The 15,643-nt window shown below is 43.2% G+C and carries 17 protein-coding genes; 7 read left to right on the top strand and 10 right to left on the bottom strand.

Annotated features, from left to right (window positions below; translation table 11 throughout):
* Positions 1-32: 32 nt before the first annotated feature.
* The 7 genes from H6G92_RS32380 to H6G92_RS32350 form a co-directional block, all read right to left on the bottom strand.
* Positions 33-704: a hypothetical protein gene (locus H6G92_RS32380; RefSeq protein ID WP_190900126.1), complete on the bottom strand. Its 672-nt coding sequence runs from the start codon at positions 702-704 to the stop codon at positions 33-35.
* Between the two features lie 8 nt (positions 705-712).
* Complete coding sequence (locus H6G92_RS32375; RefSeq protein ID WP_190900124.1) at positions 713-1,156, bottom strand: hypothetical protein; 444 nt, start codon at positions 1,154-1,156, stop codon at positions 713-715.
* 89 nt (positions 1,157-1,245) lie between these two features.
* Positions 1,246-1,440, bottom strand: a complete 195-nt coding sequence (locus tag H6G92_RS32370) for a hypothetical protein (RefSeq protein ID WP_190900121.1) — start codon at positions 1,438-1,440, stop codon at positions 1,246-1,248.
* Positions 1,412-1,687 carry a hypothetical protein gene (locus tag H6G92_RS32365; RefSeq protein WP_190900119.1) on the bottom strand — a complete coding sequence of 92 codons (276 nt, stop codon included), beginning with the start codon at positions 1,685-1,687 and terminating at the stop codon, positions 1,412-1,414. Before H6G92_RS32365 ends, H6G92_RS32370 begins: the two co-directional genes overlap by 29 nt.
* A complete protein-coding gene (locus H6G92_RS32360) occupies positions 1,684-1,908 on the bottom strand; it encodes a hypothetical protein (RefSeq protein ID WP_190900117.1) in 225 nt (74 codons plus the stop codon). The genes H6G92_RS32365 and H6G92_RS32360 overlap by 4 nt, the downstream gene beginning before the upstream one ends.
* The gene (locus tag H6G92_RS32355) at positions 1,905-2,138 is read right to left on the bottom strand and encodes a hypothetical protein (protein ID WP_190900115.1); all 234 of its coding nucleotides are present in this window, start codon (positions 2,136-2,138) and stop codon (positions 1,905-1,907) included. Before H6G92_RS32355 ends, H6G92_RS32360 begins: the two co-directional genes overlap by 4 nt.
* A 3-nt stretch (positions 2,139-2,141) precedes the next feature.
* Positions 2,142-3,257 carry a ParM/StbA family protein gene (locus tag H6G92_RS32350; RefSeq protein WP_190900113.1) on the bottom strand — a complete coding sequence of 372 codons (1,116 nt, stop codon included), beginning with the start codon at positions 3,255-3,257 and terminating at the stop codon, positions 2,142-2,144.
* A 258-nt stretch (positions 3,258-3,515) separates the two neighbouring features.
* Here H6G92_RS32350 and H6G92_RS32345 point away from each other — a divergent pair, with 258 nt between their 5' ends.
* From H6G92_RS32345 to H6G92_RS32330, 4 genes are all read left to right on the top strand, one after another.
* Positions 3,516-3,680: a plasmid partition protein ParG gene (locus H6G92_RS32345; RefSeq protein ID WP_190900111.1), complete on the top strand. Its 165-nt coding sequence runs from the start codon at positions 3,516-3,518 to the stop codon at positions 3,678-3,680.
* A 116-nt stretch (positions 3,681-3,796) separates the two neighbouring features.
* On the top strand, positions 3,797-4,531 hold the full coding sequence (locus H6G92_RS32340) for a hypothetical protein (protein ID WP_390667445.1): 735 nt from the start codon (positions 3,797-3,799) through the stop codon (positions 4,529-4,531).
* 262 nt (positions 4,532-4,793) lie between these two features.
* Positions 4,794-8,354: a PriCT-2 domain-containing protein gene (locus H6G92_RS32335; RefSeq protein WP_190900109.1), complete on the top strand. Its 3,561-nt coding sequence runs from the start codon at positions 4,794-4,796 to the stop codon at positions 8,352-8,354.
* 474 nt (positions 8,355-8,828) lie between these two features.
* On the top strand, positions 8,829-9,473 hold the full coding sequence (locus H6G92_RS32330) for a hypothetical protein (RefSeq protein ID WP_190900107.1): 645 nt from the start codon (positions 8,829-8,831) through the stop codon (positions 9,471-9,473).
* Between the two features lie 181 nt (positions 9,474-9,654).
* Here H6G92_RS32330 and H6G92_RS32325 read toward each other — a convergent pair whose 3' ends face one another.
* Positions 9,655-10,461: a hypothetical protein gene (locus H6G92_RS32325; RefSeq protein WP_190900106.1), complete on the bottom strand. Its 807-nt coding sequence runs from the start codon at positions 10,459-10,461 to the stop codon at positions 9,655-9,657.
* An 8-nt stretch (positions 10,462-10,469) separates the two neighbouring features.
* A complete protein-coding gene (locus tag H6G92_RS32320; protein WP_190900104.1) occupies positions 10,470-10,973 on the bottom strand; it encodes a hypothetical protein in 504 nt (167 codons plus the stop codon).
* 660 nt (positions 10,974-11,633) lie between these two features.
* On the opposite strand from H6G92_RS32320, the gene H6G92_RS32315 reads away from it, so the two are divergent.
* From H6G92_RS32315 to H6G92_RS32305, 3 genes are all read left to right on the top strand, one after another.
* Positions 11,634-12,035, top strand: coding sequence for a plasmid mobilization protein (locus H6G92_RS32315; protein ID WP_190900102.1), 402 nt, complete (start codon positions 11,634-11,636; stop codon positions 12,033-12,035).
* Complete coding sequence (locus H6G92_RS32310; protein WP_190900100.1) at positions 12,016-13,548, top strand: relaxase/mobilization nuclease domain-containing protein; 1,533 nt, start codon at positions 12,016-12,018, stop codon at positions 13,546-13,548. Before H6G92_RS32315 ends, H6G92_RS32310 begins: the two co-directional genes overlap by 20 nt.
* Positions 13,549-14,491: 943 nt before the next feature.
* Positions 14,492-14,698, top strand: coding sequence for a hypothetical protein (locus H6G92_RS32305; protein ID WP_190900098.1), 207 nt, complete (start codon positions 14,492-14,494; stop codon positions 14,696-14,698).
* A gap of 311 nt (positions 14,699-15,009) precedes the next feature.
* Here H6G92_RS32305 and H6G92_RS32300 read toward each other — a convergent pair whose 3' ends face one another.
* Positions 15,010-15,528 carry a hypothetical protein gene (locus tag H6G92_RS32300; protein WP_190900096.1) on the bottom strand — a complete coding sequence of 173 codons (519 nt, stop codon included), beginning with the start codon at positions 15,526-15,528 and terminating at the stop codon, positions 15,010-15,012.
* Between the last annotated feature and the right edge of the window lie 115 nt (positions 15,529-15,643).

Raw genomic sequence — 15,643 nt, 5'->3', positions numbered from 1 at the left:
CCGTCACTACTGGCTTTCGACTTACTTATGGCTTAGATGCCCATGAAATTGCGGAACCACTGCCCTACTCTACTAATCCCAGCAGTGCGCGAGTAATTAGGCTTTGGTATGCGGTCGGTTTTCGCTTCACTGCCATTAGTCCACAGTGCGCTAGTTACGGCGTTTTCATAAGCGCGATCTGCTGTGTCTTGGGCTTCTGGCACTTTGTTAGAAGCTTTGATTAAATCAGCCTCATATTTTGCGATCGCCATCAGGTCGGCTGTGGCCCCAGATATCTGAATCAAGGATGAGCGTTGGGCGTGACGGGTGGCCTCCGCAGTGGTGGCATTGACGTGTTCGGCTTGCATCTCGGATATCTCATTTTTGAAACGCTGCTCTCCTGTCTTACTAGTGTTGATAGCTTTCAGGGTTTGCGTACCGTGTTTTTGGGTCAATTGCACCAGTTCGGCATAGGCTTGGTTTACATCCCCAGTTGTTTCAATGATTTTCCGATATGCCTCCAAAGCTTTAGGCAGATTGGCCTTAGCTGTGTCAGACAGTCGCGCCATGTCTGCAATTTTGGTGATTACCGTTTGGTCGCCCTGAAGTGCTTTGTTAAAGTCCTCCGCCGACACATCAAACAGTCTGCCCATTGCTCCTAACGTACCGGGGGCATTGTTGGGAATATGGTTTTTGAGTTTTGCTGCTCCGTAATTTCTAGCCATTTAATCTCCTAATAAGGTATGTTGTCGTAGTCGATATCACTCGACTCTTGAGGCAATTCATCCCAGTAACCCATCTCTTCAAATCGGCTATAAATTCTCGTTGCTAATTGCCTTATGGGGTCGTCAAAATCATCAGAGATTAAATCAAATCGCTTAGAGCCAAACGCTAAGATATTTGCAATATCCGGGTCAATACCATTGCCTAAAAATTGACCAAATGCCGCAGAGTATGGATGGTCATCGATGGTTGAATGAGTTGCTAGAAATTCCGTCCCAGTGAAGGGTGGGTAATCTTCACTTTCATCTAGCGGCGTGTCAAGTGCCTCAATATCTGCCTCAATCCTTGCTGCCCATTCTTCAGGATTTTCCGCTTTGAATTGCTGCTTTCTCAGGGCGGAGTCAGTCAGAGATGATTTGCCCCAATCGTTGGGATTTCTATAATCGAGTGCCATGCTGTTAAGATCCAAAATGTGTCTGATGTACTTGATGCACAGATGGGCGATTGCACTTACTTTGCTCGGTCGGGGCAATCGCTTCATTATCAGTTTTCACAAAACTCAACAAGTTCAAAAACCTCCCTCTGCACTTGGTTTTGACTTAATTCTTTACGCCTGCCCTTGGAGTCGTTAAAAACGAAAGGTGCATTGATTCGAGAATTAGAGCGGTGGCTGTAGCGGAGTTGTTGACCACGGAATTGGTAGAGGTGGTTATGCTGTAAGGCTGTCGTTGAAAGCATTGGTTTGTCCCTCAACTTGGGAATAGAACTCGATATTTAGGATTGCTTCGTGAATCTCCATCAAGGCTTGGACAGCATCACCTATTTTTAAGTCATTCGATGTACTGAACCGTTCGGACGCTTCGATTTGTTTGTAATTTGGCGATGCTTGCACAAACCTAAGAGTCTGTTCGCAACCGAGGATGATGGTCATGATTTCGGTTGTTGTTAGGCTTGGCTGTGTCTGCATGGTGTCTTGGTCGCTCATGACTTCCTTCCTTTTCTTTGGGTTTTGATTGGTGCGGTTGGCGCTTCTGGCTGACTCGGTTTCTGAAGTACATAGCTGATTGCACCTGCACCACCCACGGCTGCGGCGATGGTGAACATATTGTTTCTGCCGAAGTACTGCACTCCGAAATAGCCAAGGGCTAACGCTGCTGCTGTTGCACCAATGCCTAAAACCGTGTTTCTGAATCTGGTTCTGTTCATGCTGCCCCTTTGAAATTAGTGACCATTGCGCTAAGTGCCGATTTATTGGGCTGTGTAGATTGCGCTGTTTCAACTTTGGGTGATGATTGGACATTGCCGTGTTGAAAAATCAGCTTCTCTACACCTGCTGATAATGCTTGTGTCGGTGCATCTTGGGGTAAATCAAAAATCTTGCACAATTCAATTACTGCTAGGTAGGAGATGGTTATACGCCGAGATTCGTAATTCATTGATCAGGCTCCCAAAGAAATTTGAGTTAATAGTTTCAACCCCAAGGCATTGATGAATTGGGGATTATTCAAGACCACAAAGCCTAAACCGGCTAAGTTTTGATCCACCACTGGCAGCGAAACACCCCCACCCCAGGCGACAAGGTATTTCGCTCTATCAAGGTAATTACCTGCTGTAACGAAATTGGCGAATTTCTCAATCCTGGTACTCCACCATTCATCAAGACTTTGGCTGTACTCTGCCTCGAACTTCTTGCCTGTGAGGTGGTTGCCTCCATAAGTAAAAGTGCCTTCAATAATCCCCTGGTTAACGAGACTGGGCGAGTGCTTCACATCTTTGGACAGCAGACTCACTCGGTCGTTTCGTTTGTCGAGCGCTTCTGCAATCATGCTGTGCAGTTCACCGGCTCCACCCTCAATTAGATGGCGGTCTATGACTGCACCGCTACCGTTAAACACGGTAATCAACCAAGTGGATGAACCGATATCGAGTGCGATCGCTAATTCTGAGGGGTCTAGTACCAGGGATGCTTCACCGAATAAGCAGTGGGCAATGCTTCCAAATCCTTCTGGGTAAATGCCTGTGACAACAATCTCAACTGTCTTGGTGACAATGGAACGGGTTACAGGGTGCAGATGTTCAAAGGTGTGAGTGCCTTCAACCCTGCATTTAATCTCAGTTGCCCAGCGTTCGGGGTTGTGATTGCTCAGACTAATTGAAAGCTTCATCCCATCGGGAATATTCAAAACTGCTAAGTCTGCAAGAATGCTTTCTAGTGCGAGTTCTGCTTTTTTCGCCTTATCTTCGTGTAGTAGGGTGTGGTCACTTTGAGCTAGAGCCGCACTGCCCCAGAAGAATTGAACGTCTTTTAAGTCCAGGCGAGAACCGTCTACATAACGCACCCATGCCCCATCTTTTGAGATGGTTTCGTGGTGCATGATGTTTCGGTTGCGAACAAGTGAGTATGCGGCTGGCATCATGATCGAAAAATCACCGATGATTGCCTTGCCATACCCTGCACCTGAGTCTTTTCCGGCGATCAGGTCAGTTAGCCCGGATTTGGCTAACAAGTCTGCCTGAACTAGCCAATTTTTGGCATTGGAATATATAGCTGTCATGGTTCAGATGATTGGTAAAAGTCTTGATTTGCGAGGATTTACCAGGATTTTTAGCTAAATCAGCACAAATCCAGATATCCAGTTACAGGTTCGCCTTAACATCACTTTCTGGCTTCTGTTGCCTTTGTTTTGTGGCTGTTTTTGGCTAACTAATGCTATATTAACCTATGTAGGTAAGTTAGTGCAACTTACCTATGTTACTTATTTGCTGTAACTTAACCTAATGCCATAATTGAGCCAAGTACAGCAATAGGTGAGATGGATAACTCTGAAGAAACAGGAGATAAAACAGTGAAACTTGTTGTTTTCTTATCGGACGATGAGCGAACACAGTTTAAAATAGCCTGCGCTCGTAATAAAACGTCCATGAGCCAACAAGCAAGAGAACTAATTCTCAATTGGATAAAGTCTGAAGAAAAATAGGAAGTACCAACTGCCAGCACTGGATAAAGAGTCTAATAAATAGCTATTGGTTCAAAAATGTAGTGTCAAGCATTAGTATCAGTAAAGAAAAAGCTAATTTCACATCATTATTTTTGATGTCCCCAATGTTAGCCGTGAAAGACCCACAACCCGATTTTCAACTCCCGCCGCACAACGAACCGGCATTAGAGATGCTTAGGGAGGCGAAAGACTATGCTTCCACTCAAGCTCTAGCGGCTGGTGGTGCTGCGCTGGCTACAGGAGGCATAGTTCATCCTTTTGGCTGGGTTCTTTTTGGATTGGCTTACAAGCCATTGGTAGCAATTCAAAAACTGGCGCGGTTGGAAAAATTAACAGCTGTACTTTTGAATGAGTTTAAAAGCAAGGGGATACAAATCTTTCCAGTGCTTAAGCCAGAGGATAAGAACCCGATTGACTTGTTTATCAGGTTTCCCCAAAGGGCGCACTTGTTTATCTCCATTCGTTCGCGGGGAGATAGTCAGGTGGTCTACAACGAAACCAAAGAAATTCTCCAGGTCAAAAAGAAGAATAAAAGTGGTTTAACCACCTGGAAACCCTGTCCACTAGTTGAGCTATCGGATTATGAGAGATGGCTAACTAAAAATAGAGCCTTGTTCGGAATGTCCTCGAAAGAGGTGACAAAAACGCCGACAGTAAAAGTTTTGGTCTTATGGCCTCCTACCAAGGCGGCTAGTGATCACAATCCACATCTTTATTCTGAAGTTGGAAGTATGAGACTTCTAGCTCTCAGGAGAAAAGGTACTGCATTTGTTATTCAACAGGAGGAAGTCACCGAGTTTGTCAAGGCTTGGTTAGCCAAGTACGAATAGACTAAAAACTGAAAACCCCACGTCTCGACGAGACAGCAGGGTTTTCAAACGGAATTGGGGTTATCGGGTCGCAAGCCTAATTAATATCCCTAATAGTAATCTTATCAAACCTTTTGGAGTGTTAAGCCATTGTAACACTGACTACTCAGAAAAACATTAACTCAGCAATTTTACCTGATTATATTTCTGAACGTTTGTACTAAAAGATTACTTTCGGGATAGCTCCAATTCCTCCAACACACAAACTGGAGGAATAGCTCTCATGTCACCATTACAACAATTTCATCACTCAGTATCAGCACAGTCAGCAGCTGAATCAGAAACTTTTTCTGCTGTAAAGACAAAACTTGAGTTGATTGAGAGTCGGATAATCAAGTTTGCGTTTAACGCCACTGGCAGAAACAAAGACTGGGACTTTAAGAAGCTGGCCGGTAACTTCATTGATGTAGAGGGCACTCTAGCCGATGTCCAGCAACACATAAAAGCAGGTCACGCCATCTGTGCCGGACTGTTAGGGGGGAAATGGCGCAGTAAGGCCAATGTCATCGGTTCTCAGTGGCTACTACTCGACATTGATAATTCCGATGTCGCCCGTGATGCTTATGACAAGCCGATTAAAGACGAAAACGGGAATTCTATCAAAGTTTACAAGCACCAATTAACGATCTCAGAAGCCCTAGCCCATCCCTTCATTAAAAAACACTGTGCTTTAATTTACACCACAGCCAGTCATAAACCAGAGTGGCATAAATTTCGGTTGGTTTTCCTTCTTCCCGAATATGTTCAGGGTGCTGACACTGTAGAAGCTTGTACACGCTTCCTGATGCAGCAGTTACCCCATGACCCAGCTTGTAAAGACGCAAGCCGTGTATTTTACGGCAGCACAGAGGCAGAATTCCCGCTTATCAACCCTGAAGCCACTTTACCAGCAGAATGGATAAGTGAAGCTGTAGCGATCGCGCAACAGGAACGTGTTGAGTATCAGCGACGAATTCAGGAAATTGAGTCACGGCGTAAAGAGTGGCGTGAGATTTCCCTCAATGAAGGCTGGGACATTGACCAGCTTATCCAGAACGCGCTTTCATTCATCCCACCACGTACCCCAGGAAGCGGTAACTACGACGAATGCCGTCAGGTGTTGATGGCACTGGTTAACCATTATGGGGCATCAGAAGCGGAAATTATAGCCGAGCAGTGGTCGCCCAGCATCAAGGGTTCAACTTGGAACATCCACGCTAAGATTCGCAGTTTTAGACGTGGGGGAATTACTTTAGGAACACTGTTTCACATTGCCAAACAGTATGGTTTTCGGTTCCCTAAACGGCAGTATGAACCCAACCCCGGCAACAAAGGAGTAATTAGCCGTGAAGAGTGGGAGCTTGGGCGAGTTAGAGAGGACTTGAGCAGCTTCCAAAATTTATTAAGGCAAGCGATCGCTCCATTTAGTTCGATATTTAAAGGATTTAAAGCCCCACCAACACGTAAGCCCTTACCTGAAATTGACACGCCTTCGCCCAATGTAATTATTTACAAGCCCGGCAATATCCCGTACATAACTGAAGTTACAGGCAATATCTCTATCTCCTGCCAGCCGGATGAACACATTGCTGCTTGGGTGGAAGCTGTTTCTAAAGGCTGGACACAAATCTTAGATAATTCTCACCCTGGACTAGGCAAGTCTTACAACGCTGGGCAATTAACGGCGGGGCTATTCGGCGTTGATAAACTAATTTACCAGGATGCCAACCACAGAAACCCATCTACACTGCCCATTGAAGAAAACTTTGTTGACCTACCAGTGCGACACAACGGCTTTAAACTAGATCCCACCCGCAAAACTCCTACAGGTGAGGATTTTAAACTGTGGACTAAAGCGGGTGAGACTGCCGACACTGACGGCAATTGTCACAGAACTTACTTATTTAACGCCTTCCGCAGCAAGAATTTTAGCAGCCTTGATTTTGAAGAGAGCGGCATCAGCCCCATCTGTGGCGGTTGTTCCCTTAAGAATCAGTGCCGTTTTGCTTACGGGGACGGTTTTGGATTCCGCTTTCAAAAACGCAGTGCAATTCAAAATTATTCCGAACTCAGAGCGCACCCAGACTCTACCCCTGTCACCTTAACTAATGCTGCTGAACAAACTTTCACTGTTGGGCGGTTATGGGAAGAAGCAGGTACGCTCATCAAGCCCGTGCGTTCGGTTGATGTGAACCGAGGCGATTTTGAAACTACTGTGGGCAAGCTGCTACTGTTAGAACCAAATCTTCTATCACAGCTGCAACCTGCACTAAAAGTTTTACACGAACTGTTAACTCAGCAACTTAAACCCACTGACCGCTACGGCTTTGATGATGCCAGCATCCGTGCGCTACTGCCCCCTTTCCCCACAGGCTTAGATATCGAAGCGATTCAGCAAACTGTAGAACCTGATTTAACTTTTTTAGAAGACTTGGACTCAATTGATATTACCCAAGATAAACAACTCAAAAAAAGTGCTGCGGCTCGTTATGCTGCCAAGAAGGTAGTTAAAGACAGCGCACGAACAGCCGGGAGGGAGTTTCTTGACTTGCCTAATTACTGGTTGCCTGACTTTCTTGAAGCTTGGAAAGGTGATGGTAGTTTTCAGTCTCAATGGGGTGTACTCAGCATTTACCGCCGAAACCCCAAGCATACTGAATTGGCGAAATCTGCCCAATTTAATATTTATCTTGATGCCACATTCAAATCCCAGCAATTGAAATTGAAACTGGGCATCGATGAGCCTGTGTTAATCATTGAGCAACAACGCCCAGACTACGACAATTTAAAAGTGGTCAACGTTACTGGGCTGGGTAAACTGCCCAAAAATCGCTCTCTTCCACTAAGCGCTCGTGTCAATGCCCTCAAAGAAACCTTGAAAAAACTCTGCCCCACCCTTGGCATTATCGATTGGAAACAGATTGCAACCCAAGCCGAGGGCCACACAGAATATGGTCACTTTGTCGATGGTCGTGGTGTTAATCGCTTTAGTGACGTTGCAGCGATCGCAAGTTTTGGCATTCCTTATCAAAACATCGGTGTTTTAGCCGCACAATATCAGGTGATGACTGGTGAAAGGGTCAACCTGGAAGATAAAAACAGCGCTTTCCAAAAGTATCTCACAGACCTGATCCGTGCAGAAATTATCCAAGAGATTGGGCGATTACGCGCTCATCGTCGCCCCAATGTGGAGCTAACATTCTACTTCTGCGCTGACTATGACCTTAGTTTCCTTTTAAATGAATTACCAGGAGTGAAATTAGAGAGCGTTGATGCCTGCTCTCTATGCACCGAAGCGGGTAGCCGCGACCAGCAGACCGGACACGCCATCGTCAAAGCGTTCACCCAGCTTTGGCAGTCACACCAGAAAATTGGACAAAAGGCGATCGCCAAAATCATAGACACTACCCAAGGATGGGTGAGCCGATTTACCCAACGCTGGGGGGGCTGGCAGCACTTTAAAAAATTATTACTCTTGCTATTAGATAGTCTTAATAGCGGTAGTAATAAAAATTTGGCTGAATTAACCAATGATGAAAAGTGGTTAGCCCGTACATACTTCCCGATGTTGATTGCTGAATCAGAATCATCACCAGAAGATGCCTTAGAACACATCGCTGAAGTTGCCACAATCTTTACTTATACTGCACTGCGGCGGGTTTTTAACTTCTGCACGCCGATAGTTTTGGCTGACTTGCTGATGATTGTCTTGCGTTGTCTGCCTACTGAAGTTTACTCAGACCAATCTATTCTGAGTGTTATTGAAAGGGTGCAAACCACCTGTAACTCGACAGTGACGCTCTAAAATTTATCGGTTTTTAATTTCTACTGACCTATCAGTAATAAAAGATTCTCAAAATCATGATTTCGTACTTAATCATTGAGTGAGCGTCCCGTTCAGTATGCCTTTTCACACCACTAAGAATGGAGTGTAAGTAAAGTTGGTGAAAATAAACCTAGCTATGTAACGGAATGTAAAATCGACATAAGCATTGCGATTGCTTCATTACACTTCTCTACGAGACGCTACCGCGAACGTTTCATTCGCAATGACATAGCGTCAATTATTGAAGCTGTTCTACTATTTAAATTCTAAATAATACTTTTTACGGAATTAGCATTTTCACCTTGTAGCTATTAAGGACAAAGTTTAAAAGATGTGGGTTCGCCTAGATACCTGGCTTTTAATTGCACATTGAAAAAGTTATTTTAAGGCTTTGTTAATTCCTCATTTCTTGTTGCTCATTCTTAATAATTTAATTTCATTTAGACAAATTATATGGATTACATTAGCTTACTTTTATTGATGGCCTTTGGCGGTTCTTGCGGTGGTTTCGCCTCTGGAATAGCTCAGAATAATGAGGACAACTCATACGAAGTTAGAGTTCCTTTTTTACGTACCAAGAATAATGGAGCTAGATTAGTTCCTCTGGGAATTTTAGGTAATATGATAATTGGCGCTACTGCAAGCATCTCAATATTTTTTATAGCAGTTCCATTATTTAATTTAAAAATTCCAGCAACTACTTCTGCTAACCAGCCACAATGGCCACCTGTTGAGGATCAGGCTAAGTTATTCTCACTTTCCGTTGCTGCTGGTTTTGCTGGAATTAATTTAATGGAAAGCATGGCAAGGCGAATAACAAGCACAGTATCCGAAAAAGAAGGACACAACTCAAGGGCTGAACTTCTAGTGCAAAAAGAGACAGATGAAAATGGCAAAGTTACGGAAACAGCCCATTTAGTGTCTCAAAAAGATGATCATAAAGAAATTACAACCAATTTAGAGCCAAACCAGGTAAACTCTGCTGATAATTCAGCCAATAACACTCCTTCTAATAAAGAAACATTAAACCAATTAGTTTCTGAACCTACTGAACTATTAAATGGCAAATCAATGGTTGATAGCTCTAAAGAAGCATAATTAGACCGAAGCTCTGAATTGTGTAGTAACTAAACAGTTAAAAGTTATACAAGAAATATTGTAACAGAGACCAAGTTTAGTTAGAAGATTTAGCTCTGTGATCCCCAGCCTATCCATTTGAAAAAACTAAAATCAACCGGAATTTTTTCAAATGGATTGAAAATAGCTTTATCAGAATTAGTTACACGTTTTCAATAATTACTTTCTTTAAAGTGTCCCTATCTCTGGGTTGTGCCTCTTCAAGTCTCAAAAGTGAGCCACCTTTAATCAACTCTGACTCATTATTTGGTATCCATATAGATAATCTGGCTTGCTTGCTGATAGTTAATGTCTCGTGGTTTACTGCTTCTGTAAAAGTTAAATCTTGAGCATCTATTGCTTCGTAGACCCAATCAGCAAGACGCAGAAACTTTAATTCGATTGCTCCTAACTCCAAGACAGATTTTCTGGTTTTAGATTGTTCGTAAAAGATGAACCTTTTCTCTTCGTCGTCTTCACCCCAGTACAAATTCTTCACTACTACATAATCAACCTGATTACCGCAGGTTTCTATTAACCGTTTTAGTTGAATGATGCTGTCTTTCCCCCTGCCTAGTACCGATACCATAGTGATGCGGTAGCCCAGGCTTCCTGATTCCATCTCTTGAACAAAATCCTGAAAATATTCCCCCACTCCAGACGGCAGATCCACTAAAGCTACAGCAGGATTTGATGACGATAAATCCTTTTTTAAAATCTCGCTGAATCCATGTTGATTAAATTTGATTGTTCTTACGCCCCCTGGTACTGAAGAGTTATAGTGTCTCCACAGTTGCGGATTATTCGAGTCGCAGTCATACGCTACAACATGAATCAAGTTTGCTAAGTACATATCTAAAAGAAACCTAGCCACAATACTTTTACCTGTGCCTCCCTTTTCACTGGTACACAGCACTATTCTTTTATTAACTGCTGCTTTTTTTTTGTGAGGAGTAGTTGTTTTACTCATAAACCAACTTAGATTTCGTCATCCTTGTAAATCTTTGGCACAAAAGCAGACCTGTTTGGTTCTCTGGTTGGTTCTGATTTCGCTTCTGGTTCCTGCGTTGCTGGCTGTTGTTTTTTACTCTTGCCTAGAGTACTTTTTACAGGTGCTTCTTCAGCTTCGCTGCTTTCAACAACTGCCTGCTGATTTTCAGTAGCCCCCTGAACTGAAATACTACTATCGCCGTTATCAGATGCCTGATCACGGCGACGACTGCTTTTCTTCAACTCACCGATTAAATATTTGATTCTGCTACCAGTCAAATTAATACCCAGACCCTTTAGCATCTCCGATACTTCTTCATAACTGTAGCCGTACTTATTAGAGGTCAGCTTTTCAATGTACCGTCTCATTTTCCTGATGGCCTCTCTATCCGATACATCTTCTCGTTCTTTTGGCTTTTGCTCCTTCAGCAGATTGATGGCTTTATCAATTTTCTCTTTCGTAATCACTTCTGAATTTTGATGCTCACTCATGGTTATCTCGTGAATACCGATTAACTGATAATTATCGGCTATTTGAAAAAATCTGATTCAAAATCCTAAAAAAAATTGACGATTGCGGCTACGCCGAATCGCGCTTTCAGTTTGACGGCTACGCCTTATATTTTTTAGTGTGGCAGCTTCGCTGGTAGTCTGATTCACGCTAATGCTAAGAAATCTGACTATTACAGCTACGCTGAATCAGAGAATTTTACTTAAAACAGCTACGCTGAATTATTTTTTAGTATTGCGGCTACGCCGGACTATTATATTGTGTAGCAGCTACGCTGAATCAGAGAGTTTTCATATAGCAGCTTCGCTGTTTTTATCTCCTCTATGGTGGCTACGCCGAACCAGAATTTATCTCCTGCTTGATTTGATTCAAATTCCGGCTACGCCGTTGCTATCCCCCCTTGTAAGTTGTAGGATGATTAGCAGCACGGCTACGCCTTTATACTCCTGCCTTTAGCCCCTGCTGTGCCCTCCGTAAAGCCGTAGCATTTGACACCTCATCTACCCCGAAAATGGGCTTGAAGCCAGCCATGCCTCAAAGCTTACGCTTTGTCTCGCTGCGCTCGAACGGCAAAGCTGGTTTAGTGGGGTTTCACCCCCCTAAAAACCCCCCTCGCGTGATGTCCTCATTCTCCCTAAGTTATGGCGAATCGCAAGCAGTCAAAAGCTCTAGTCCGAAAGCATATTTTCCCAGTTCGCTTGAGCGATATCGAACTGGATTTGTTGCGAATAAAATCACTTGACGCGGGGATGTCAGCGAGTGAACTGATGAGGCGCAATGCGTTGATGCGTCCATTACCAAAACGGTTGAGTAAAATTAGCTTGCAAACATATTGGGAATTAGGACAAATCGGGAATAACCTCAACCAGCTTGTAAAGGCAATTAACACAGCACTCTTAATTGGACGAACTTTACCTGCTGATCCAGAACTGTTACGAGAGCTTTTAGAACTGCTGCATCAGTGTAGGCGAGACATTGCCTCGGATGATGTTGATGATGACTCGGAAGACGAGGAAGAAGACGATGATTGGGAAGCAGACTAAGGGTAGAGGTTTTCGCAAGCTGTTGGATTATCTAGAATCACGCGAAGATGCTAAACTAATCGGCGGCAACATGAGCGGGAGAAATGCCCGTGAATTGGCGCGGGAATTTAAGCTGTCTCGACAACTTAATTCAGATGCAGATCGAGTTGTTTATCATGTTTCTCTATCAGCAGCTAAGGGTGATAAATTAGATGATGAAAAATGGAGCGAGATTGGCGACCGCTACATGAAGGAAATGGGTTTTGATGCCAATCAGTTTGTCATCTTTCGCCACCATAACACTGACGACGACCACATCCACATTGCAGCCAGCAGAATCAGGATGGATACAGGGCTAGTAGTGCATGATTCCTGGGATTATGTTCGTTCTGAAAAAGTTCTGCGACAAATCGAGCGAGATTATGAGTTAGTACAAGTCCAGGGCAGTAGAGAGAAACTGAATCGCACACCCAGCACCGGACAAATCAGGCGTATAAGGCGAGAGCAAGAAGAATATTCATCGGGTAAGCGCGATACCCCACCAGAGCGCATCATTAAGGAGCAGATTCAGCAGACAATTGACAACGCATCTGTTGATAATCCCCAAATGCCAACGCTGATCATGCGGCTGCAACAAGCTAGTGTCAGTGTGAGAACAGGATTTACTAGGAATGGGAAATCTAAAGGCATTTCTTATGAGAAAGATGGGCAGGCTTTTAGTGGCACACAGTTAGGCGCAGCTTACACTTTCCCTGGCCTGCAAAAACATCTTGGCATTGACTACCAACCAGAACGTGATGATGAACCTATTCATGAATTACTGCTCAAACCTGTTAAACCACGACGAGTTGAGCAGTTAGAAAAGTTTCTTCAAGAGATTGAACGCAAACAGCGACAGCCTCAGTTTACGCCACCACCAGAGGATAAAGTTGTTTGGCAAGTATTACACAAGTACTTAAGCGAGAAACGCTACATACCAGATTATATTCTCAAAGGATTACATGAGACTGAGTTGCTTTACATGGATGAGCAGCGAAATATTTTGTTTATCAAGCGTGATTTAGATGGTGAAAAAACTGGCGCATTAGTTTGGTCAAAGCCTAGAGAAAATCATCGCACTGTGGAGTACGACCAAAACATCTCTGCATCGAATGGTTGGTTTTATCTGAGATTGGGAGGGCAACCAACGTCCAAGGTAGAAAACGTCTTTTTGTGTTCTACACCAATTGATGCGATGTCAGCAGCCACTTTCCTGATCCACAGATGCAAAGGGCTACCGCCAACTAGAACGATGTTTATGGTAGCTGATGACCCGAATAACCTACCTATGGAATTTCTCAAAGATACTGATAAAGTTTTCCTGACGTTTAATAATGATCCACAAGGAAATTCTACTGCTAGTGCAGTATTAGAATTGTTGCCCCATAGTAAAAAAGTGACAACGTTTACTCCTGATTGGAGTCAGGAACTAGAAGCTCTTGTGTTGGAGGAGCAACAAAAGCGCAGACAGCAAGACCGTGGTTTTAGCCTGTGAGCCACGCGGAGCGTACACCTGACTCGTGGGTTAAGTTCAAGAAAGAATTTTTGAAACACAAATGCAACATAAATGTATTATTCATTCTCAATAATTTTGAAGTTATTGAGAATGAATCCAGCGTTCAAAATTTGCTGTAAGTCATAGTCAGTAAGCATTATGCTGGAATTTTTCAAGAAATGTCTTATGCTCAACTGGTAGCAGTAGAGCTACTCTATAGCTACCAGTTGGGGAATCATCAAATTGTCAAAAACTCGCTTTTTTACTGCTCAACTGGTAGCTGTGTGTCACCAGTTGAGCTACCCAACAGCTACCACTTGGGCAAAGTATTTAGAACTACTATTTCAATACTTATAATCTACATAAAATCTATGTAATAAGTGGTGTTTACAGCATAGCTTTGGTGTAACTCACAAGTGGAGTGCAGTTGTAACACTACAAAAGTAGTTATTGAGTATTATTTGTTGACGTTGGTTCAAAGTTTTTTAATTTTGGTTCAAAAAACTGGCCTAACTTTTTGGCGTACTGTGCGTAAGTTTTGGACAAGAATTTTTGGCGGAGAAATCAGAGAGGCTTAGGAGGTTTTTGGAGTCTAAATCCTTAGATTTACCTTGTGTTTACCTTGTAAATACCTTGGAGATGCCATTGCATTACCTTATTTTTGGCAAAAAAGAAGGATTTTGTAAAAAACGGTGATTTTCAGTGTTGAAGGTGCAAATAAATCCTTGTATTTGCCATTGAGGTACCATTGAAATGCCATTGGTTTACCTTACAAATGCCTTTAAAGAGAAAATCCTTGTAAATACCTTATAAATTCCATTCGAGTAAATTAATGCTTCGGGTGCGAAGTTTTTCGTCAGCCAAAAAAATTAGTATGATTTCGCCACCTGCACATAGAAAATTTTTAGGAGCAAGATGTCTATTGATAAAAAGGAACTGGTACGTGGATGACCCAAATAAGTTGCCCTTTGAAGTCCTCAGAAATATCAGCAGGATTGGGTTGGCATTTAATAATGATGATCTTGGCAATGAAGCATCATTTGTCGTTCAGTCAATGCTGCCCCAGGCTAAAAGAATTGCACCCAAGGCGCTGACTTGGAATGTCTTCATTGGAATAACCAAGTTCAAATCGAGGCTGAAACAACGGTAAATCAAGAGTTTTAAAAATCAAGTTTACAAAACTTTACATCGTGTCCCAAATTGCAGGTATCCCGGCTGTACCCTAAATAGAGTATTAAAAGCTGAAACCTAGTATTAGTAAGCGTTTTCAGCCGCTATTTCCGCTTTTGCAGGGATCTCGGCTCTATGCCATGTTAGGGTGTTCCAAAAAATAAAATGCCCGACCGTTGCCTTCGCCCCTGAAGGGCGAAGGCACAACAGTCCAGTCATCTAACGACTATATTCTTTATACGGCTGGGCGTTTTATTCCTTGCAAGTGCCTTACTTGCTTGCAGAAATGACCTAGCGTGGCAATAGTTCTTCAGGGGCATATACATCGCGGTAAAAGGTAAATTGTTCGCTCTTGAAGTAGCAACCGCCCCGATGTCCCCTGCGTGTCCAGGCAGCAAATCCTTTGGAAATAATTTCATTTGACTGATCGTCTACACAGTTCCATTCAAACTGAACAAATTCTCGCCAAAAAAAGACATTTGGCCAGCACACTGTCACTCCAGGCAGTGAAAGCAAAGCCCACCAATGTCTTTCTCGGTCTTTTTGATCTTCCGTACCAACAAAGGGGCCATCCTGGCATAAATAAACCAAATTTTTATGATATTCAGCACTTAAAATATTGTTTCCTCTCTCACTTCCACTTCTCAAAGCTGCACAATGGCTTGGCCACCAATCCTTGTTTTCTTGTTCAATTTGCGCCCAGGTATAATCATTATTTACTGGTGGAAGTTCATCTTGTTTCAAACTTCCGAAATATTCTCCCTTGTCAAGCAATAGTTGCTGTGTCTCTGGGCTAATCTGACTTTTCACGGGATGTGGGAAGGGGAGTTTGGTTCGCGAATGTCATTCGCGAACCAAACTCCCATAAAAATGATCTTTATATTTGCTGGTATTGTCGTCATAGATGCGAGTGACATGGTTGCAA

This window comes from Nostoc foliaceum FACHB-393 (assembly GCF_014698505.1).
GTDB lineage: Bacteria > Cyanobacteriota > Cyanobacteriia > Cyanobacteriales > Nostocaceae > Nostoc > Nostoc foliaceum_A.
This window is presented reverse-complemented; position numbering and strand designations above follow the sequence as displayed.

Coding starts and splice junctions, on each gene's coding strand:
- H6G92_RS32360 (WP_190900117.1), bottom strand. CDS start 1,908: ATGAACAGAACCAGATTCAGAAACACGGTTTTAGGCATTGGTGCAACA.
- H6G92_RS32365 (WP_190900119.1), bottom strand. CDS start 1,687: ATGAGCGACCAAGACACCATGCAGACACAGCCAAGCCTAACAACAACC.
- H6G92_RS32340 (WP_390667445.1), top strand. CDS start 3,797: ATGTCCCCAATGTTAGCCGTGAAAGACCCACAACCCGATTTTCAACTC.
- H6G92_RS32320 (WP_190900104.1), bottom strand. CDS start 10,973: ATGAGTGAGCATCAAAATTCAGAAGTGATTACGAAAGAGAAAATTGAT.
- H6G92_RS32325 (WP_190900106.1), bottom strand. CDS start 10,461: ATGAGTAAAACAACTACTCCTCACAAAAAAAAAGCAGCAGTTAATAAA.
- H6G92_RS32380 (WP_190900126.1), bottom strand. CDS start 704: ATGGCTAGAAATTACGGAGCAGCAAAACTCAAAAACCATATTCCCAAC.
- H6G92_RS32335 (WP_190900109.1), top strand. CDS start 4,794: ATGTCACCATTACAACAATTTCATCACTCAGTATCAGCACAGTCAGCA.
- H6G92_RS32370 (WP_190900121.1), bottom strand. CDS start 1,440: ATGCTTTCAACGACAGCCTTACAGCATAACCACCTCTACCAATTCCGT.
- H6G92_RS32315 (WP_190900102.1), top strand. CDS start 11,634: ATGGCGAATCGCAAGCAGTCAAAAGCTCTAGTCCGAAAGCATATTTTC.
- H6G92_RS32330 (WP_190900107.1), top strand. CDS start 8,829: ATGGATTACATTAGCTTACTTTTATTGATGGCCTTTGGCGGTTCTTGC.
- H6G92_RS32345 (WP_190900111.1), top strand. CDS start 3,516: ATGGATAACTCTGAAGAAACAGGAGATAAAACAGTGAAACTTGTTGTT.
- H6G92_RS32375 (WP_190900124.1), bottom strand. CDS start 1,156: ATGGCACTCGATTATAGAAATCCCAACGATTGGGGCAAATCATCTCTG.
- H6G92_RS32355 (WP_190900115.1), bottom strand. CDS start 2,138: ATGAATTACGAATCTCGGCGTATAACCATCTCCTACCTAGCAGTAATT.
- H6G92_RS32350 (WP_190900113.1), bottom strand. CDS start 3,257: ATGACAGCTATATATTCCAATGCCAAAAATTGGCTAGTTCAGGCAGAC.
- H6G92_RS32310 (WP_190900100.1), top strand. CDS start 12,016: ATGATTGGGAAGCAGACTAAGGGTAGAGGTTTTCGCAAGCTGTTGGAT.